This window comes from Microterricola viridarii, from assembly GCF_001542775.1.
Lineage (GTDB): Bacteria > Actinomycetota > Actinomycetes > Actinomycetales > Microbacteriaceae > Microterricola > Microterricola viridarii_A.
The window spans coordinates 1,588,664-1,608,580 of the sequence record NZ_CP014145.1 but is presented as its reverse complement, the minus strand read 5'-3'; the positions used below and the strand labels follow the sequence as shown (position 1 = coordinate 1,608,580).

At 68.5% G+C, this 19,917-nt stretch carries 18 protein-coding genes and 2 pseudogenes; all 20 read left to right on the top strand.

The annotated features are described in order from the left end of the window. Positions 1–36 precede the first annotated feature (36 nt). Positions 37–468, top strand: a complete 432-nt coding sequence (gene mraZ / locus AWU67_RS07415) for a division/cell wall cluster transcriptional repressor MraZ (protein WP_067232324.1) — start codon at positions 37–39, stop codon at positions 466–468. 99 nt (positions 469–567) lie between these two features. Further along, complete coding sequence (rsmH, locus tag AWU67_RS07410; RefSeq protein ID WP_067227437.1) at positions 568–1,551, top strand: 16S rRNA (cytosine(1402)-N(4))-methyltransferase RsmH; 984 nt, start codon at positions 568–570, stop codon at positions 1,549–1,551. Then, positions 1,548–2,147: a hypothetical protein gene (locus tag AWU67_RS07405; RefSeq protein ID WP_067227435.1), complete on the top strand. Its 600-nt coding sequence runs from the start codon at positions 1,548–1,550 to the stop codon at positions 2,145–2,147. The genes rsmH and AWU67_RS07405 overlap by 4 nt, the downstream gene beginning before the upstream one ends. 48 nt (positions 2,148–2,195) lie before the next feature. Next, entirely contained in the window at positions 2,196–3,998 is a 1,803-nt protein-coding gene (locus AWU67_RS07400) for a peptidoglycan D,D-transpeptidase FtsI family protein (protein ID WP_234407389.1), read from the top strand. Positions 3,999–4,011: 13 nt separating this feature from the next. Then, entirely contained in the window at positions 4,012–5,553 is a 1,542-nt protein-coding gene (locus AWU67_RS07395; RefSeq protein WP_067227432.1) for a Mur ligase family protein, read from the top strand. Beyond that, positions 5,550–6,956 carry a UDP-N-acetylmuramoyl-tripeptide--D-alanyl-D-alanine ligase gene (locus tag AWU67_RS07390; protein ID WP_067232317.1) on the top strand — a complete coding sequence of 469 codons (1,407 nt, stop codon included), beginning with the start codon at positions 5,550–5,552 and terminating at the stop codon, positions 6,954–6,956. The genes AWU67_RS07395 and AWU67_RS07390 overlap by 4 nt, the downstream gene beginning before the upstream one ends. Next, positions 6,950–8,047 (top strand): phospho-N-acetylmuramoyl-pentapeptide-transferase, encoded by a 1,098-nt coding sequence (gene mraY / locus AWU67_RS07385; protein WP_067227431.1) that lies wholly within the window; start codon positions 6,950–6,952, stop codon positions 8,045–8,047. Before AWU67_RS07390 ends, mraY begins: the two co-directional genes overlap by 7 nt. Then, positions 8,044–9,588, top strand: coding sequence for a UDP-N-acetylmuramoyl-L-alanine--D-glutamate ligase (gene murD, locus AWU67_RS07380; protein ID WP_234407388.1), 1,545 nt, complete (start codon positions 8,044–8,046; stop codon positions 9,586–9,588). Before mraY ends, murD begins: the two co-directional genes overlap by 4 nt. Next, positions 9,563–10,858, top strand: a complete 1,296-nt coding sequence (ftsW, locus tag AWU67_RS07375; protein ID WP_082716835.1) for a putative lipid II flippase FtsW — start codon at positions 9,563–9,565, stop codon at positions 10,856–10,858. The genes murD and ftsW overlap by 26 nt, the downstream gene beginning before the upstream one ends. Before the next feature lie 9 nt (positions 10,859–10,867). Continuing rightward, positions 10,868–11,983 (top strand): UDP-N-acetylglucosamine--N-acetylmuramyl-(pentapeptide) pyrophosphoryl-undecaprenol N-acetylglucosamine transferase, encoded by a 1,116-nt coding sequence (locus AWU67_RS07370; RefSeq protein WP_067227424.1) that lies wholly within the window; start codon positions 10,868–10,870, stop codon positions 11,981–11,983. Between the two features lie 107 nt (positions 11,984–12,090). Next, positions 12,091–13,503 carry a UDP-N-acetylmuramate--L-alanine ligase gene (gene murC / locus AWU67_RS07365; protein ID WP_067227422.1) on the top strand — a complete coding sequence of 471 codons (1,413 nt, stop codon included), beginning with the start codon at positions 12,091–12,093 and terminating at the stop codon, positions 13,501–13,503. Between the two features lie 7 nt (positions 13,504–13,510). After that, positions 13,511–14,665, top strand: a complete 1,155-nt coding sequence (locus AWU67_RS07360) for an FtsQ-type POTRA domain-containing protein (protein ID WP_067227419.1) — start codon at positions 13,511–13,513, stop codon at positions 14,663–14,665. A 174-nt stretch (positions 14,666–14,839) separates the two neighbouring features. After that, positions 14,840–16,018, top strand: a complete 1,179-nt coding sequence (gene ftsZ / locus AWU67_RS07355; protein WP_067227417.1) for a cell division protein FtsZ — start codon at positions 14,840–14,842, stop codon at positions 16,016–16,018. Between the two features lie 19 nt (positions 16,019–16,037). Further along, the gene (locus tag AWU67_RS07350; protein WP_067227416.1) at positions 16,038–16,733 is read left to right on the top strand and encodes a YggS family pyridoxal phosphate-dependent enzyme; all 696 of its coding nucleotides are present in this window, start codon (positions 16,038–16,040) and stop codon (positions 16,731–16,733) included. A gap of 34 nt (positions 16,734–16,767) precedes the next feature. Then, positions 16,768–17,240: pseudogene (locus AWU67_RS07345) on the top strand (cell division protein SepF). A 7-nt stretch (positions 17,241–17,247) separates the two neighbouring features. Further along, positions 17,248–17,559: a YggT family protein gene (locus AWU67_RS07340; protein ID WP_067227413.1), complete on the top strand. Its 312-nt coding sequence runs from the start codon at positions 17,248–17,250 to the stop codon at positions 17,557–17,559. A 164-nt stretch (positions 17,560–17,723) separates the two neighbouring features. Continuing rightward, positions 17,724–17,834: pseudogene (locus AWU67_RS18075) on the top strand (DivIVA domain-containing protein); the annotation flags it as partial. Positions 17,835–17,995: 161 nt separating this feature from the next. Beyond that, positions 17,996–18,388, top strand: a complete 393-nt coding sequence (locus AWU67_RS18070) for a hypothetical protein (protein WP_425339206.1) — start codon at positions 17,996–17,998, stop codon at positions 18,386–18,388. Between the two features lie 147 nt (positions 18,389–18,535). Beyond that, the gene (locus AWU67_RS07330; RefSeq protein ID WP_234407387.1) at positions 18,536–18,985 is read left to right on the top strand and encodes a signal peptidase II; all 450 of its coding nucleotides are present in this window, start codon (positions 18,536–18,538) and stop codon (positions 18,983–18,985) included. Positions 18,986–18,987: 2 nt separating this feature from the next. After that, complete coding sequence (locus AWU67_RS07325) at positions 18,988–19,905, top strand: RluA family pseudouridine synthase (protein WP_067227411.1); 918 nt, start codon at positions 18,988–18,990, stop codon at positions 19,903–19,905. Positions 19,906–19,917 lie beyond the last annotated feature (12 nt).

Sequence of the window (19,917 nt, the reverse complement as noted above, 5' to 3'; positions counted from 1 at the left end):
AACTCGGACCTGAGCCGCAATTACGGGGGTGATGGCATGTTCCTTGGAAGCTACGAGCCCAAGCTCGACGACAAGGGGCGGCTGATCTTGCCCGCGAAATTTCGCGAGGAGCTCGCCAGTGGCGTCGTCGTCACCCGCGGGCAGGAGCACTGCCTCTACGTGTTCAGCGCGCGCGAGTTCGAGAGCCTGCACGAGAAGATCCGCCAGGCTCCCGTCTCCAGCAAGCAGGCCCGCGACTACCAGCGTGTCTTCCTCTCCGGCGCCAGCGCCGAGACGCCAGACAAGCAGCACCGCGTGACCATCCCAGCCAACCTGCGCAGCTACGCCTCTCTGGAGCGCGATCTGACCGTGATCGGCGTCGGCAGCCGGCTCGAGATCTGGAACAGCGCCACCTGGGACAACTACCTGAATGAACAAGAATCCGCATTCGCGAACACAGAAGAGGAGGTGATTCCGGGACTGTTCTAGTTCCTGACGCCTGACTCCCAGCCGATTTGCCCTGCCACACTTCCCCGGTGGCAGGTCGACCGGATGGGGATCAGGAATCAGGAGCCCTCCCTGGAAACCATGGCACTCAACGACATCCACACACCCGTCCTGCTCGAACGCTGCATCGAGCTGCTCGCCCCGGCAGTCCAGAAGCCCGGTGCGGTGATGGTCGACGGCACACTCGGCATGGCCGGCCACGCCGAAGCCTTCCTCACCCGCTTCCCCGAGCTGACGCTGATCGGGCTGGACCGCGACCTCGACGCGCTGGCCATCGCCCGGCAGCGTCTGGCGCCGTTCGGTGACCGTGCCCGCTTCGTGCACACCGTGTACGACGGAATCGCCGACGCGATCGCCTCGCAGGGCTTCAGTGAGGTCGACGGGATCCTGTTCGACCTGGGCGTCTCCTCGCTGCAGCTGGACCGGGTGGAGCGCGGCTTCTCGTACTCGCAGGACGCGCCGCTGGACATGCGCATGGATGCCACATCGCCGCTGACGGCCGAGACGATCCTCGCCGAGTACCGCGAGGGCGATCTGCGCCGCATCTTCGAGCACTACGGCGAAGAGAAGCTCAGCGCCCGCTACGCCCGTGCGATCATCGCCGCCCGCCAGATCGAGCCGATCACCCGCTCCGGCCGCCTCGTCGACATCCTGCAGGAAGCCACCCCCGGCGCCCTGAAGAACGCCGGCCACCCCGCCAAGCGCGTCTTCCAGGCGCTGCGGATCGAGGTCAACCAGGAGCTGTCGGTGCTGGAGCGGACGATTCCCGCCGCGCTCGACTCCGTCGCCGTCGGCGGCCGCATCGTCGTGATGTCCTACCAGTCGCTCGAGGACCGGCTGGTCAAGCGCGCCTTCGCCGCGGCGTCCTCCTCGACCGCCCCGGCCGGCCTGCCGATCGAGCTGCCTGAGCACAAACCGCAGTTCAAGCTGCTCGTGCGCGGCGCCGAGCTGGCCAGCGACGAAGAGAAGGCGCTGAACCCACGCGCGACCCCGGTGCGCCTGCGCGCCGCCGAGCGACTCTGGAAGCCGGCATCCGTCGGAACGAAGCGGGGGAGCGCAGAATGAGCGACAGCCTGGCCAGAAGCTACGCCCGCCCGGCACAGCCGGCGGCGCCGCAGACTCCGGCACGCACGCACATCGAGATCGTCCCCACGCGTGAGCAGCGCAAGGCGCGGCCGAAGCTGGTCTATGGCGTGACGGCCGTGCTGGGCATCATCGCGATCATTGCGGCCCAGCTGGTGCTGAGCGTGGTCACCTCGCAGGGTGCCTACGAGATTGCCGCGCTGCAGACCCAGCAGAAGGACGCCGTCCGCGACGCACAGATGGTGACGGAAGACCTCGACCGGATGAAGTCGCCGCAGTTCCTCGCCGCCAACGCGCAGGCACTCGGCATGGTCACCAACGCCAACCCCGTCTACCTACAGCTCTCCGATGGCGCCGTGCTCGGTCAGCCGTTTGGCGAGCAGGGCGTCGGGGCGTCGGGCGCATCGGCGCTCGTGCCGAACTCCCTCCTGGCCGGCGTGCCGCTGGTCACCGAACAGGCTCCGCCCGCCGCGGCAGAAACTGAGACAGTTTCAGCCACGCCGACCGCGCCTGTCGCGCCGGTTGCCACGCCGGAGTTAGCGTTGCAGGATGGCATCCCCGCACCGGCCACGCACTAGAGCCCTTGAACCTGTTCAGGTGACGACAGACGTAGAGGGAGCCCACTAGTGGTGCGCAACACTCGATCCCACCGGGCCCGCATCTTCTTCGCGTCCGCCATGCTTTTCGTACTGCTCAGCATCTTCGTGCTGCGGCTGGTCGAGATCCAGGTCGTGCGCGCCGACGAGCTGAATGCCGCCGCCCTGGACACGCGCTCCAGCTCCACCCCGATCATCGGTGCGAGAGGTGACATCGTCGATGCGAACGGCACCGTCCTGGCCGGCAGCGTGCAGCGCTTCGATATCTCGATCTCGCCCAAGCAAGCCGTCGCCGCCTCGCAGGCCGGGCTCAAAGAGAGCGACGCCGACTTCGCCGTGAAGTCCCGCGCGGTGCTCGTCGCCGACACCGAGAAGTTGGGGGCGGCGCTCGGCAAGAGCGGCGCCGAGATCCTCGGCGTCATCGACGCCGCGCTGGCCGAGAACCCCAAGTCCGACCATGCCTACATCGCGAAATCGGTCGACACCGAGGTGTGGCGCGCCGTCGACGACCTGGACATCCCCTGGCAGTACGCCCAATCACTCCCGGCCCGCTCCTACCCGAACGGCGCGGTGGCGGGAAACCTCGTCGGATTCGTCGGTGCCGATGGCGAGGCCCAGGCCGGGCTCGAGCTCGGCCAGGACAGCTGCCTGGCCGGCATCGACGGCAAGGAAGCCTACGAGACCGGCGCAGACAACGTGCGTCTGCCCGACACCACCCGCACCATCAGCGAGGCCAAGCCGGGCGGCACCCTGCAGCTCACCATCGATTCCGACCTGCAGTGGTTCTCGCAGCAGGCCCTCGCCGAGCAGGCACAGGCCACGGGCGCAGCCTGGGGCAGCCTGGTCGTGATGGAGGCGAAGACCGGCAAACTGCTGACCGTCGCCGACTACCCGTCCGTCGACCCGAACAACGTCGACGGCACGGCGGCGGAAGACCGCGGCTCCCGCGCCTTCGCCGCCTCCTACGAGCCCGGCTCGACGTTCAAGGCGCTCACCTCGGCCATCGTGATCGACTCCGGGCAGGCCGACCCGTACTCCCAGGTGGTCGCGCCCTACCGGATGATCTTCCCGAACGGCGCCGACGTCAACGACTCCAGCTTCCACGGCGACGACCACCTCACCCTGACCGGTGTGCTGATCGACTCCTCGAACACCGGCATGTCGCAGTTCGGCGAACGCATCAGCGATGACTCCCGCTACGAGTACATGAAGAAGTTCGGCCTCGGCAAAGAGACCGAGGTGCACTTCCCCTCCGAGGACTCCGGCGACCTGAACGGCGACGGGCCATCCACGTGGGACAACCAGACCCGCTACGCCACCATGTTCGGCCAGGGCATGACCAGCACCGCCATCCAGAACGCCAGCGTCTACCAGGCCATCGCCAACAACGGCGTCCGGCTGCCCGTGCAGCTGACGACCGGCTGCACCAAGGCCGACGGCACCGTCGTCGACCAGCCGAACACCGAAGGCGTGCAGGTTGTCTCGCCCGGCGCGGCACGCGCGACATCCGACATGCTCGAAATGGTCTACAAGAAGGGCTGGCTGGCCAGCCAGTGGAACGTGCCGGGCTACCGGGTTGCCGCTAAGACAGGCACCGCGCAGATGTCGGACGGAACCGGAAAATACTCCAAGGACTACATCGTTTCGATCACCGGTTACGCCCCGGCAGACGACCCGCAGTACGTGGTTTCGGTAAGCTTGGCTCGCCCGGTGAATATGAACACGTCTGCCGCGCCTGCTCCCGTCTTCCAAGAAGTGATGAGCCAGGTGCTGAAGAAGTACCGGGTCGTTCCATCCGGCGCTCCGGCGCCCGAATTGCCAGCAAACTGGTAAGAAAGAGGGCCAAGTGACCGGACCCACGGCGCTCCGCCCGCAGCACCCCGTTTCACGATCCCTGTCCGGATTGGTCGACACCTTCGACCTTGACGTACGGGGCGATATCGACGGAGTCGAGCTCAGCGGCATCAGCCTGAGCACGACGACGGTGCAGCCAGGAGATCTTTATGTCGGCGTGCCCGGGCGTAATGCTCACGGCGCTCGTTTCGCGACGGATGCCGCACGCTCCGGCGCCGTGGCGGTACTGACCGACGAGGCAGGCGCAGCCCTCGCCGCCGAGGCCGGGCTGCCCGTGCTCGTCACTCCCGACGCCCGCGCGGCGCTCGGTGACGTCGCCGCGTGGATCTACCGCACGGCAGACAACCCGGCGACCCTGTTCGCCGTCACCGGCACCAACGGCAAGACCAGCGTCGTCTATGTGCTCTACGCAATCCTCAGCCAGCTCGGCGTCGTCGCCGGACTCACCTCCACCGCCGAGCGCCGCATCGGCGACGTGGCGGTCACCAGCAACCTGACGACCCCTGAGGCCAGCGAGCTGCACGCCCTGCTCGCCCGCATGCGCGAGGCAGAGGTGCGCGCCGTCGGCGTCGAGGTCTCCGCCCAGGCGCTCAGCCGGCATCGGGTCGACGGCCTCGTCTTCGACATCGCCGGCTTCACCAACCTGAGCCACGACCACCTCGACGACTACGCCGACCTCGAGAACTACTTCCAGGCCAAGCTCGAGCTGTTCCAGCCCGACCGCAGCCGCCGCGGCGTCGTCACCGTCGACTCCGAATGGGGCACGCGCCTCGCGCAGTCCTCCCGGATCCCCGTCACCACGCTGAGCACCCTGCCGGGTGGCAACGCCGACTGGCGCATGAGCGTGCTCGAGGAGCACGCCACTTTCACGCGCTTCGCCCTCGACGGGCCGGAGGGGCGCCGGCTGGAGACGACGCTGCCGCTGCTCGGCTGGTTCATGGCCGCCAACGCAGCCCTCGCCATCGTCATGCTGGTGGAGTCCGGCTTCGACCTGGATGCCATCGCCCACGCGCTGGACCGCGACGGCGGCATCGACGTGTACATCCCCGGCCGCACGGAGCGCGTCTCCGGTGAGCACGGCCCGACCGTCTACATCGACTACGGGCACACCCCAGACGCGTTCCTGAACACGCTCGAGGCGATCCGGCGCACCACGACCGGCCGCGTCATCATGGTTTTCGGCGCCGACGGCGACCGCGACACGACCAAGCGCGCCGACATGGGCGCCATCGCCGCCCGCGGCTCCGACGCCGTCGTGATCACCGACTTCCATCCCCGCTTCGAGGACCCCGCCGCCATCCGGCAGGCACTCCTCGACGGTGCGCGGGCCGCCGTGCCCGACGCAGAACTCTACGAAGTGCCTGACCCACGCGCGGCATTCCGTGCTGCCCTCGCCCTCGCCGGCGACGGTGACGCGGTGCTTTACGCCGGGCCAGGGCACGAGGACTACCAGGAGGTTGCCGGCGTGAAGCTGCCCTACTCAGCCAGAGACGATGCCCGACTTGCGCTGCGAGAGGCCGGGTGGCTGCAGTGATCGCCATGACCATCGCCGAGATCGCAGCCGCGATGGGAGCGCAGCTGCTGCGCGCCTCCGACCCGACGGCCGTCATCACCGGTCTGACCCACACCGACTCCCGTGACGTGCGACCTGGCGACGTGTTCGTCTGCAAGCCGGGCGAGTTCACCGACGGCCACCTGTTCGCCCCGGTCGCCGTCGAGGCGGGCGCCGCGCTGCTCATCGTCGACCACGAGCTCGACCTCGATGTGCCACAGTTGCTCGTCGACGACGTCGTCGTCGGCCTCGGCGCCTTCGCCAGGGAGGTCGTCGCCCGGGTTCGCGCACTCGGCACGCTGAAGATCGTCGGTGTCACCGGCAGCAACGGCAAAACCACCACCAAGAACCTGCTGCGCACGATCCTGCAGGAAGTCGGCCCCACCATCGCGCCCCGCGCCTCGTTCAACAACGAGGTGGGCGCGCCCCTGACCATGCTGGAGCTGACCGAGGAGACCAAGTTCCTCGTCGCCGAGATGGGCGCCAGCGGCATCGGTGAGATCGCCCGGCTCGTGGCCATGGCCAAGCCGGATATCGGCGTCGTGCTGAGCGTCGGCCTTGCCCACGCCGGTGAGTTCGGCGGCATCGAGTCCACCGTCATCGCCAAGACCGAGATGGTCAGCGAGCTCACCCCGGCCGACGTAGCCGTGCTGAATGCCGACGATCACCGCGTCGCCGGCATGGCGGCCGCCACCGCTGCATCCATCGTCTGGTTCGGCCTCGGCCCGAACGCCGCCGTGCGCGCATCCGATGTGCACTCGGACGCCACCGGCACCAGTTTCACCCTCACCCTCGCCTCGGGGGAGAGCCGCCCCATGCGCTTTCGCGTGCTCGGCGAACACCACGTGATGAACGCCCTGGCCGCCGCCGCCGTCGCCGAATCGCTCGGCGTCGACATCGACGCCATCGTCACCGCGCTGGAGAGCGTCGAGCTGGCAGAGCGCTGGCGCATGCAGGTGCTCGGCGGCCGTGATGGCGTCACGATCATCAACGACGCCTACAACGCCAGCCCCGACTCGATGGCCGCGGCGCTCAAGACGCTCGCCCAGATCCGCACGCCCGGCCAGCGCACCATCGCCGTGCTCGGCGAGATGAGTGAGCTGGGCGAGTTCTCCGGCGAGGAGCACGACCGCATCGGTCTGCTCGCCGTGCGGTTGAACATCTCGCAGCTGCTCGTCGTCGGCCAAAACGCCCGCCGCATGCACATCAGCACCATCAACCAGGGCTCATTCGACGGGGAGTCGAGCATCGTCGACACCGCCGACGAGGCCTTCGAACTGCTCAAAAACACCATCCAGCCGGGCGACCTCGTGCTGGTGAAGTCATCGAATTCGGCCGGTCTGCGCTTTCTGGGCGATCAGCTGGGAGAATTGTTCTCGTGGTAGCCCTGCTCACCGCCGGCGGCCTGTCGCTCGCGTTCACCCTGTTCCTCACCCCGGTCTTCATCAAGCTGTTCCACAAACTGCAGTGGGGGCAGTTCATCCGCGATGACGGCCCGCAGGCACACCACTCCAAGCGAGGCACCGCCACGATGGGCGGCATCGTCGTCATCCTCGGCGTTCTCCTGGCCTACTTCGTCGCCACCTGGGTGAGCGACGAGCCGCCGACGCCCTCCGGCCTGCTCGTGCTGTTCATGATGGTCGGCCTCGGCATCGTCGGCTTCGTCGACGACTTCCTGAAAACGCGCAAGCAGCAGAGCCTCGGCCTCGGCGGCTGGGCCAAGATCGTCGGCCAGGTCATCGTCGCCGGCACCTTCGCCGTGCTCGCGCTGCAGTTCCCGAACGCGCAGGGCATCACCCCGGCATCCACGCACATCTCCTTCATCCGCGACCTGCCGATCGACTTCCTGACGCTCGGCCCGATCATCGGACTCGGCGTGTTCATCGTCTGGATCTGCCTGATCGTCGCGGCCACCTCGAACGGCGTCAACGTCACTGACGGCCTCGACGGCCTGGCGACCGGTGCATCCATCCTCTCCATCGGCTCGTTCATCGTGATCGGTTTCTGGCAGTTCAACCAGAGCTGCTTCGGCGCCGGGCTCGACCAGGGCGACGCATACCGCTGCTACGACGTGCGTGACCCGCTCGACCTGGCCATCGTGGCCGCCGCCATCTCCGGTGCGCTGATCGGCTTCCTCTGGTGGAACACCTCGCCGGCGCAGATCTTCATGGGCGACACCGGCTCGCTCGCCCTCGGCGGGGCGCTGGCCGCCTTCGCCATCCTCAGCCACACCGAACTGCTGCTGATCCTGATCGGTGGACTCTTCGTCATCGAGGCCGGCTCGGTCATCGTGCAGCGGGCCTACTTCAAGGTCACCCGCGGCAAGCGCATCTTCTTGATGAGCCCGATCCACCACCACTTCGAGCTGAAGGGGTGGGCGGAGGTCACCGTCGTCGTGCGGTTCTGGATCATCGGCGGGTTGCTCGTCGCTGCCGGTGTCGGCACCTTCTACCTGGAATGGATTTCCCGCACGTGAGTTCCGCAGATTTCGCATCCGTAGCAGCCAGGCTCGACACGCTGCAGAGCTGGAATGCCGACTGGCGCGGGCTCAAGGTGGCTGTGCTCGGCCTCGGCGTCACCGGCTTCGCCGCCGCTGACACCCTCACAGAGCTCGGCGCCGATGTGCTGGTGCTGGCCGCGGCCGCTCACGATGACCGTGCGCGCCTGGTCGAGGTGATCGGGGCGAAGCTCGTGCAGGGCTCGCTCGACGCCGTGCCTGCTGAGCTCCCCGACTTCGACGCCGAGCTGCTCATCGCCTCGCCCGGCTTCCACCCCGATCACGTCGTGCTGGAATGGGCCCGCGAACGCGGGATCGCCGTCTGGGGCGACATCGAGCTGGCCTGGCGGCTGCGCGACAAGGTGCCCACCGCCTCCGGCGAGCCAGCCCCCTGGATCCTGGTGACCGGCACCAACGGCAAGACCACCACGACCCAGCTCACCGCCACGTTCCTGGCCGAGGGCGGCCTTCGCGTCGCCCCCTGCGGCAACATCGGCGTGCCCGTTCTCGACGCGATCCGCGACCCGCAGGGCTGGGACGCGCTCGTCGTCGAGCTCTCGAGCTACCAGCTGCACCATGTCAAGCGCGAGGGCGTCGGTGCGCTGCATCCGCTGGCGAGCGTCTGCCTGAACATCGCCGACGACCACCTGGACTGGCACGGAAGTGCCGCCGCCTACCGCGAGGCGAAGTCCACGGTCTACGCAAACACCCTGGTCGCCTGCGTCTACAACAAGGCCGACGCGGCCACAGAGGAGATGGTCAGGAACGCGGATGTCGCAGAGGGCGCCCGCGCCATAGGCTTCGACCTCGGCGCCCCCGGCCCGAGCGACTTCGGCATCGTTGACGGGATCCTCTGCGACCGGGCCTTCCTCGATGAGCGCCACCACAGCGCCATCGAGCTGACCACGCTCGCCGAACTCGCCGAGCGTGGGCTGGATTCCCCGCACATCGTCGCCAACATCCTCGCCGCCAGCGCCCTCGCCAGGGCGGCAGGTGTCGGTGTGGACGCGATCCACCGCGCCCTCGACCACTTCCAGCTGGACGCGCACCGCATCCAGGTGGTCGCTGTCACAGACGGCGTGCGCTGGATCGATGACTCCAAGGCCACCAACCCGCACGCCGCTCTCGCCTCGCTTCAGGCGAACGAGTCTGTGGTTTGGATCGCCGGCGGCCTGCTCAAGGGCGTCGACATCGACGACCTCGTGCGCAGCCAGGTGCAGCGCCTGCGTGCCGCCGTGATCATCGGCGTCGACCGCAGCGCGCTGCGCGAGGCATTCGCGCGACACGCGCCGACGCTGCCGGTGTTCGAGGTCGACGCAACCGACACTGGAGAGGTCATGCCGAGCGCTGTCCGGCTGGCCGCGAGCGTCGCCCGGCCGGGTGACGCGGTGCTGCTGGCACCGGCGGCGGCATCGATGGACCAGTTCGCCGATTACGCCGAGCGCGGCACCCTGTTCGCCGGCGCGGTACGAGAATTTCTGGGAGGTGGGGCGGATGAGCAATCCGCCTCGGGCAAGTAGCAGGCCCCGGGCGGGCGAGGAGGGCTCTACCCAGGACCCCTCGGCCCGCGCCGCCTCGGCCCGCATTTCCCTCGGACGCAGACTGCGCGCAGAGGGCACGAACTTCTACCTCCTGCTCGGCACGACGCTGTTTCTGGTCGGCTTCGGCCTCACCATGGTGCTCTCCTCCTCGTCGGTGGAGTCCTATCTCGACGACGACGGCTTCTTCGCCGGATTCCTCAAGCAGGCCGGCTTCGCGCTCATCGGCGTGCCCCTCATGCTCGTCGTCAGCCGATTCCCGATCGCCCTCTGGAAGTGGCTGGCGCCCTTTGCCCTGATCGGGGCCAGCTTGTTGCAGGCGCTCGTCGTGTTCACCCCGCTCGGCGTGGGCACCGGCGGCAACACGAACTGGATCAACCTGTTCGGCATCCAGTTCCAGCCCTCCGAGATGATCAAGCTCGCGCTGGTTCTCTGGATCGCGCAGATCGTCAGCCGCAAGGAAGAGTTCCTCTCCGATTGGAAGACGGGCCTGCTGCCCGTGCTGCTCACCAGCGGTTTCGCCATCGGCCTGGTTCTGCTCGGCAACGACCTCGGCACCGTGATGGTGATGGCGGCGATGCTGTTCGGCGGGCTGTACTTCGCCGGGGTGCGGCTGCGCATGCTCTCCATACTCGCCGGGGCCGGCGCCGTGCTGTTCATCATCGTCGCTGTCAGCAGCAAGAACCGTCTGGCCCGCCTCACCATGTTCGCCGACGGCAGCTGCGATGACCCGGCGAAGCAGCTCAACGAGTGCTGGCAGACCATCCACGGCGATTACGCCCTGGCCAACGGCGGCATCCTCGGTGCCGGCCTCGGCAACTCCAAGGCGAAGTGGTCTTGGCTGCCCGCCGCCCACAATGACTACATCTTCGCCATCATCGGCGAAGAGCTCGGCCTGCTCGGCGCCATCGTGGTGCTGGTGTTGTTCGTGGTGCTCGCCGTCGCCTTCGTGCGGATCATGAACTCCAGCACGGACACGTTCGTGCGCGTCGCGACGGCCACCGCCATGTTCTGGATCATCGGCCAGGCGTTCATGAACATCGGCATCGTGTTGGGAGTGTTCCCCGTGTTCGGGGTTCCATTGCCACTGATATCGGCCGGAGGCACGGCGCTGGTGACCACCTTGATCGCCATCGGCATCGTGCTCTCTTTCGCCAGACACACCCCGGAGGAGCGCGAGGCGCTCGGCCTGCCCGCCCGGCAGGGGATCCGAGGCGCCATCCGCGCCCGAACGAAGACCTCCTCGAATTAAGGACGCCCTGTGACCCACTATCTTCTGGCCGGTGGGGGTACCGCCGGCCATGTCAACCCGTTGCTCGCCGTCGCCGACACCATCCGCGCCGCAGAGCCCGACGCCGAGATCCTCGTGCTTGGCACGGCAGAGGGCCTCGAGGCGCGGCTGGTGCCCGCCCGCGGCTACGAGCTCGTGGTGATCCCCAAGCTGCCGTTCCCGCGCCGGCCGAGCATGCAAGCACTGCGCTTTCCCGGTCGGCTGCGGCAGACCGTGCGCCGGGTGCAGGCGCTCATCACCGAGCGCGGCATCGACGTCGTGGTCGGTTTCGGCGGCTACGTCTCCACCCCGGCCTACCTGGCTGCCGGTCGCGCCGGCATCCCTTCCGTGATCCACGAGGCCAACGCCAAGCCGGGCCTCGCCAACAAGCTCGGCGCCCGGTCCACCCGTTACGTCGGTGTGGCGTTCCCTGACACCCCCATCCGCAACGCTCGTTTCGTCGGGATGCCGCTGCGCCCCGAGATCGAGACGCTCGACCGCGCGGGCAGCCGGGCGGAGGCGCTCGCGCACTTCGGCCTCCGCGACGACCGGCCGGTGCTGCTGGTGACGGGCGGTTCGCTCGGCGCCAGGCAGATCAACGCCACCGTGCACGACAGCGCGGCCGCGATCACTGGCGCCGGCTGGCAGATCCTGCACATCACCGGCGACAAGGCCGAGATCGGCGATCCCGGCATCGCCGACTACACGCTGCTCGCCTACTGCGACCGGATGGACCTGGCCCTCGCCGCGGCGGACTTCGCCGTCTCCCGCGCCGGCGCAGGCACCGTCAGCGAGCTGGCCGCGCTCGGCATCCCGGCCGTGTTCGTGCCCTATCCGGTCGGCAACGGCGAGCAGCGTTTCAACGCCGCCGCCGATGTCGCGGCCGGCGGGGCGCTGCTCGTCGACGACGCCGAGTTCCTGCCAGGCTGGGTGTCGTCCACGTTGCTGCCGCTGCTCGCCGACCGGGCGGCCATCGCCCGCATGGGGGAGCAGGCGGCATCCGTCGGCGCGCTCGACGGCTCGGCCCGGATGGTCGCGCTGATCCGCGAGGCCCTCGCCGACCACGAGGCACCTGGGCAGAGCGCCGGCGCGCGCGCCACGCACTGAATCCGCAGCCGCGGCGCGTAACCTTAGCGCTGTGCATCGTCGCGTCACCCACGCACAGTGCACCAATTAACCTTGTTCGACGTTTCTCGAGAGGCGAGTATTCAGCCGTGACCATCAAGCCCGATCTCAGCATCACCGTTCCAGCCGAGCTGGGTGCCGTGCACTTCGTCGGCATCGGCGGTTCCGGCATGAGCGGCATCGCCCGGCTGTTCCTCGGTGCCGGATACACGGTGAGCGGCTCCGACGTGCGTGACAGCGCCAACATCGCCGCGCTGCGCGACCTCGGCGCGACCATCACGGTCGGCCACGACGCCGCCAACGTCGGCGCGGCCGACACCCTCGTCGTCACCGGGGCGCTCTGGCTGGACAACCCGGAGTACGTGCTCGCACTCGAGCGCGGGATGCCGGTGCTGCACCGCTCGCAGGCCCTCGCCTGGCTGGTGCGCAACCACCGCCTGGTGGCCGTCGCCGGCGCACACGGCAAGACCACATCGACGGGCATGATCGTGACCGGCCTGCTCGGCATCGGCGCGGACCCGAGCTTCGTCAACGGCGGCGTCATCGACACGCTGGGCGTGAGCGCTGCCCGCGGAGAGAGCGAGCTGTTCGTCGTCGAGGCCGACGAGTCCGACGGTTCGTTCCTGCTCTATGACACGGCGGTCGCCCTGGTGACCAACGTGGACCCCGACCACCTCGACCACTACGGCTCGCTCGAGGCCTTCCACGACGCCTTCGTCAGCTTCACCGCGGCGGCATCCGAGCTTGTCGTCATCTCCTCCGACGACGCCGGCGCCGTGGGCGTCACCGCGCTGCTGCGCGCCGCCCAGCCCGACAAGCGCGTCATCACCTTCGGCGAGGCGGAAGACGCCACCGTGCGCGTGCACTCGATGGACACCGACGGGCCGGTCGCCTTCAGCGTCAACTGGGAGGGCCAGGACTACCGCGCCCAGCTGCGCATCCCCGGCCGCCACAACGCCATCAACGCCGCGGGCGCCTTCGGCGTGCTCGTCGGCCTCGGCTTCGATCCGACCGCCTCGCTGGCCGCCATCGCCGAGTTCGGCGGGACCGAGCGCCGGTTCCAGCTGCACGGCACCGTCGGCGGCGTCAGCGTCTACGACGACTATGCCCACCACCCGACCGAGGTGGCCGCCGCGCTCTCCGCGGCGCGCACCGTCGTCGGAAGTGGCCGCATCATCGCCGTGCACCAGCCGCACCTGTACAGCCGCACCCGCCTGTTCGCGCAGGAGTTCGCCGACGTGCTCGAGCGCTACGCCGACGAGACCGTCGTGCTCGACGTCTACGGCGCCCGCGAGGACCCGGAGCCCGGCGTGACCGGCGCTCTCGTCTCCGAGCGGTTCACGGATGCCGGCCGGGTGGCCTTCGTGCCCGACTGGCAGGCGGCCGCCGATCACACCGCCGAGATCGCCCGTCCGGGTGACTTCGTGATCACGCTCGGCTGTGGTGACGTGTACCGCATCGTCCCGCAGCTGTTGGACGCACTGCAGCGCGCACGCGCCTAACCACGGCATGAAGCGACCACAGGGGATCGAGCACACCGCCAAGCCGGCACCGGCGTCCGTGCCCGCCGCGGCGCCTGGCGGCACGCCGGCGGCGCCCGACCGGCCGGCCCCGCGGGCGCAGGCCGGTCGGCGCGGCCCGTTGCCGACGGCCTGGTGGATGCAGAAGCCGGCCGCGGCACCAGCCGGGCCCGCCACCCCTGAAGCGGTGACCGAGCCGATCGCCGTGCAGGAACCGGCGGTGGCCGCAGCCGCCGGCCCGGCATCGACGGGTCCGCTGGCCCCGGTCACCCCGCTCACCGCGGCGCTGCCGCGTGCCAGCCAGGAGCCCGCAGAGGTGCCGGGGGAGTCGCCGTCCACCGCCGATTCGCCGTCTGGGGATGCAGCGGAACAGCCGGAGGCCCTGACGCCGAGCAGCGCCAGGGCCCGTCTGCGTGCCGCCACGCGCGCGCGGCGCGCTTACGAGCGCGCCGAGGTGCGTCGCTTCACCCGGCACCTGCGTCGCCGTCGCGCCGCCTGGCTCACCGGGATCGGGGCGGTGGTCGCGCTCGCCCTGTTCGTGGCTGTCGGCACCTTCTCGCCGCTGATGGCGCTCACCACCATCCAGGTCGAGGGCACGAACCGGCTCGCGGCCGACGAGGTGTCCACCGCGCTCAGCGGCCAGGTCGGAACGCCCCTGCCGCTCGTGGACCACGGGCAGATCAAGAGCGACCTGGCCGCTTTCCCGCTGATCCAGAGCTTCTCGACCGAGAGCCGCCCGCCGAACACGCTCGTCGTGCGCGTGGTCGAGCGCGACCCGATCGGCGCGATCGCGGGGGAGGGCGGCTTCAGGTTGGTTGACCCTGCCGGCGTTGTCATCCAGACGACCGCGGAACGCCCGGCCGGATTCCCGATCCTGGAGGCCACGGGCGACGACGGCCTCGTGGCGGCCGGCAGCGTCATCCAGGCGCTTCCCGCCGAGATCAGGGGCCAGCTCGACGTCGTGCGCGCCGCCAGCACCGACGATGTCAACCTCGTGCTCACCGGCGGGGCCAGCGTGGCGTGGGGGAGCGCAGAGGAGTCGGCGCTCAAGGCGGTCGTGCTCGGCAAACTGATGGTCGCGGCCCCGCTCGGCACCGTCTCCGTCTACGACGTCTCCTCGCCGGCCAGCGCCGTCGTGCGCTGACACCGACACGCCCCGACACGCCGTCGAATCACGGGATCGCCGGCAGAGTTTGCGACACGCGGGCGCGCCTTACGCGCGAATTCTCACGTGCGCATAGCTTCGACTTAGGAATTGCATACTCAGCATAACTTTAAGCTTCGACTAGAAGTTGAGAGTTTCCACCGGAGGCCGGACGTGTCAACTAATCAGAACTACCTTGCTGTAATCAAGGTCGTCGGCATCGGCGGCGGCGGCGTCAACGCCGTCAACCGTATGATCGAGCTCGGCCTCCGTGGCGTCGAGTTCATCGCCATCAACACCGACGCCCAGGCGCTGCTGATGAGCGACGCCGACGTCAAGCTTGACGTCGGCCGCGACCTCACCCGCGGACTCGGCGCAGGCGCCGACCCCGAGGTGGGCCGTCGCGCCGCCGAGGACCACGCCGAGGAGATCGAGGAGGCCCTCGCCGGGGCCGACATGGTCTTCGTGACGGCCGGTGAAGGTGGTGGAACCGGCACTGGCGGTGCCCCCGTCGTCGCCCGCATCGCCAAATCGATCGGTGCGCTCACCATCGGCGTTGTCACCAAGCCGTTCGGCTTCGAGGGCAAGCGCCGACAGGCTCAGGCCGAGACCGGTGTCAGCACCCTCAAGGAAGAGGTCGACACCCTCATCGTGGTGCCGAACGACCGCCTGCTCGAGATCAGCGACCGCGGCATCAGCATGCTGGACGCCTTCGCCACGGCCGACCAGGTCCTGCTCGCCGGTGTGCAGGGCATCACCGACCTGATCACCACGCCCGGCCTGATCAACCTCGACTTCGCCGACGTCAAGTCGGTTATGCAGGGCGCCGGCTCCGCCCTCATGGGTATCGGCTCCTCGCGTGGAGCCGACCGCGCCATCAAGGCAGCCGAGCTGGCCGTCGCCAGCCCGCTGCTTGAGGCGTCCATCGACGGCGCCCACGGTGTTCTGCTCTCTATCCAGGGTGGATCCAACCTCGGCATCTTCGAGATCAACGACGCCGCCCGCCTGGTCCAGGAGGCCGTGCACCCCGAAGCCAACATCATCTTCGGTGCGGTCATCGACGACACCCTCGGCGACGAGGTCCGCGTGACCGTCATCGCGGCCGGCTTCGACGGGGGAGAGCCCCAGAGCAAGCAGGCCGACGGACGGCGCAGCAACTTCCTGTCCGCCGGTGGCACTGCCGCCGTCGCAGGAACCAGCGCCACCGCCGTTGCCGAGGAGCCCTCTGCGAGTGACATCGACGCTCTCGTCGAGTCGGCCTGGAGCAGCCAGGAGGCCGCACCGGCCCCCGCCGCGGTTGACCCCGGGTTCGACGAGGAGAACGACCTCGACATCCCCGACTTCCTCAAGTAACACGGCGCAGTCGACGCAGATGAGTGAGGTCGGGGGCGCCCAGCATTCAACGCTGGCCGAGAGGCTGGCGTCGGTGCAGGCGGGTATCGCGGATGCCGCGCGCTCGCACGGGCGCGCGCCGAGCGAGATCACGACGATCGTCGTGACCAAGTTCCACCCGGCCTCCCTCGTCCGCGAGCTCGCAGAGCTCGGAGTGCGCGACGTCGGCGAGAACCGCCACCAGGAGGCGCAGGCCAAGGCTGCCGAGCTCGCCGACCTGCCACTGCGCTGGCACTTCGTCGGCCAGCTGCAGAGCAAGAAGGCCAAGCAGGTGCGGGCCTACGCCGACGTCATCCACTCGATCGACCGCCCGGCGCTGCTCGGCGCACTGGCTTCGCCCGAACGGGTGGTGGACTGCTTCCTGCAGGTCAACCTCACCGACAACCCGGAGCGCGGCGGCGTGGCCCCGGCCGCGCTGGCCGAGCTCGTCGACCAGGCCCTGGACACCCCGGGACTCCGGCTGCTCGGCCTCATGGCCGTCGCCCCGCTCGGTGAGGAGCCGCAGCGGGCATTCGCTCGCGTGCGGGAGCTCTCGGAGTCCATCCGGGGCGCCGCCCCGCAGGCCACAGCACTCTCCATGGGCATGTCGCAGGATTTTGCGGCTGCCATCGCCGAAGGGGCGACACACCTCCGGATTGGCACAGCCATTACCGGGATTCGCCCCCAGCCCGAATAATCTCGAATAGACGGATCCTGACACGGAGGTAGTAATGTCCAACCCGCTCAAGAAGACCATGGTCTATCTGGGACTGGCCGACGAAGAGCTCGAGTACGAGGAGCCCGCTGCCGCCGCTGCCCCCGTCGCGCACGCTCCCGCAGCCGCGCCCACCAAGAGCGCAGCCCCGGTGACACCGCTGCGCAAGGCCCCCGTCCCCAAGGCACACACACAGGCGGCAGAGATGAACGAGATCCTCACGGTGCACCCGCGGCAGTACCGCGACGCGCAGCTGATTGCAGAGAGCTTCCGCGACGGCATCCCCGTCATCATCAACCTCTCGCAGATGAGTGAGGGCGACGCCCGTCGCCTGATCGACTTCGCCAGTGGCCTCTCGCAGGGCTGTACGGCAAGATCGAGCGCGTCACCAACAAGGTGTTCCTGCTCTCCCCTGAGCACATCGTGGTGAGCGGCGAGAATGGCGAAACCGACTCCGATGTCGAAGCCTCCTTCTTCGCACAGTCATAATTAGTCTGTGTTCATCGTTGCCCTGATCGCGGGGATTCTGTATTTCTTGCTGTTGCTCTACTTCTTTGCGATGTGGGCGCGGTTCGTTCTCGACCTCGTGCGCAACTTCAATCGCTCCTGGCGGCCTCACGGCTTTGCCCTGATCGCGGTTGAGTTTGTGTACACGATCACCGATCCGCCGATCAAATTCTTCCGCCGAATTCTTCCGCCGCTGCGCCTCGGTGCCGTTGCGTTCGACTTCGGCTGGAGCCTCACAATGCTCATCATCATCATCTTGATGCCGATCGTCGGGGCGTTCCGATCCGTCGGCGGCGCCTGATGCATCCAACACTGTGTGCCCGTTCAGCGCCGCCGGCGTTGCTCCGGGTATCCTGAATCGGTGACACCGCAAGACGGTGCATCGTGCGTGAGAGCAACGGGGTTTGTTACCGTTGATCGATCGATACCATCTGTTCGCAACCAAAGTTCTAAGGGTGGAAAGCCATGGCGCTAACTCCGGAAGATGTAGTCAACAAGCGGTTCCAGCCGACCAAGTTCCGCGAGGGATACGACCAGGACGAGGTTGACGACTTCCTCGACGAGGTCGTAGTCGAGCTGCGTCGTCTGGGCAGCGAGAACGAGGAGCTTCGTCAGCGCCTCGCAGCCGCAGAGAGCGGTGCCCCGCAGGCCACCGTGCCGGCGCCCGCCCCACGTTCACTGCACCGGAGCCCGCACCGGCCGTCGTTGCCCCGGTCGCAGCGCCCGTCGCCGCAGCCGTGCCGTCGGCCGCCGCCGAGGCCGAGGAGCAGGCCAGCACCACGAACCTCCTGCAGCTGGCCCGCCGCCTGCACGAGGAGCACGTGCGTGAGGGTGCAGAGAAGCGTGACGCACTCATCGCCGAGGGTCACGCCACCGCCGCCCGCGTCGTCGCCGAGTCCGAGGCCAAGCAGCGCGCCCAGATCGGTGCCCTCGAGAAGGAGCGTTCCGCTCTCGAGGCCAAGATCGACGGCCTGCGCACCTTCGAGCGCGAGTACCGCGCCAAGCTGAAGAGCTACATCGAGGGCCAGCTGCACGAGCTCGAGGCTTCGACGGCTCCGTCCGCCGGCTTCGGCGCGAAGGCTGCCAACAGCGACGCCGCTGCTCCGAGCTTCCAGGGTTTTGGGGTCTAAGACCCGAGGGAAGGTCAGCGCCGTTGCGCTTGTTGTCCTGGCCCTCGTCGCTCTCAGTGCCTACGGTCTCGACCAGTTCAGCAAGTTCCTCGTCGTCTCGAACCTGACGGAGGGGAGGCGGTCCCAGTTCTCGGCAACGTCCTGCTGTTGCAGTTCGTCCGAAACCCCGGGGCCGCCTTCTCACTCGCCAGTGGCCAGACCTGGATCTTCACCATCATCGCCAGCGCGGTGATCGTGTTCATCATCTGGTTCGCCCGCCGTATCCGCTCGCTCTCCTGGGCCGTCGTCTTCGGACTTCTGCTCGGCGGTGTGATGGGCAATCTCACCGACCGCTATTTCCGCGCCCCCGGGTTCCCGGAGGGGCACGTGGTCGACTTCATCTACACCCCGTGGATGCTGCCGGCCATCTACAACGTGGCCGACATCGCCATCGTCAGCAGCATGGCCCTGTTCATGATCCTGACACTGCGCGGCGTCAACCTCGACGGCACCCGCACGGTCGCCGAGAAGAAGTCGGCAAAGACGCAGAAGCACGACAACCCGGCATCGGATGACGCGCCTGCGGCACCGGGCCCCGACGAAGCCACGGCAGCATAAGCATGGAAACACGTTCACTCCCCGTCCCGGACGGCCTCGCCGGCCTCCGCATCGACGCCGGTCTGGCCAAGCTGCTCGGATTCTCGCGCACCTTCGCCGCCGAGGTGATCGAGGCTGGCGGTGTCAGCCAAGACGGCACTGCCGTCGACAAGTCCGTCAAGCTCCGCGCCGGCGCCTGGCTCGAGGTCAGCTGGCAGAGCAAGGCACCGCTGGAGATCGTTCCGATCCCCGTGCCGGACCTCACGATCGTGCACGACGATGACGACATCGTCGTGATCAACAAGCCGGCCGGCGTGGCCGCACATCCCAGCGTCGGCTGGGAGGGACCCACCGTCGTGGGCGCCCTCGCCGCCGCCGGTTTCCGCATCTCCACCTCCGGTGCCGCAGAGCGCGCCGGCGTCGTGCACCGCCTGGATGCCGGCACCAGCGGCCTTATGGTCGTCGCGAAGTCCGAGCTGGCCTACAGCGAGCTGAAGCGCGCCTTCCACGACCGCGAGGTCGAGAAGATCTACCACGCCGTCGTGCAGGGCCACCCCGACCCGCTCGCCGGAACCATCGACGCGCCCATCGGCCGGCATCCGCGGGCCGAGTGGAAGTTCGCCGTGACCGGCGACGGCAAGCACTCGATCACGCACTACGAGACGCTCGAGGCGTTTCCGTACGCCTCGCTGCTCGAGATCCACCTCGAGACCGGGCGCACCCACCAGATCCGCGTGCACATGGCCGCACAACGCCACCCCTGCGTCGGAGACTCCATGTACGGCGCCGACCCGACGCTCTCGGCCCGGCTGGGCCTCACGCGCCAGTGGCTGCACGCCGTGCAGCTCGGCTTCAATCACCCGGCGACGGGGGAGTGGGTCAGCTTCCGCACCGAATACTCACCGGATCTGCAGCACGCCCTCGCCGTACTGTCTGCTTAGTGTGCTTTCTTT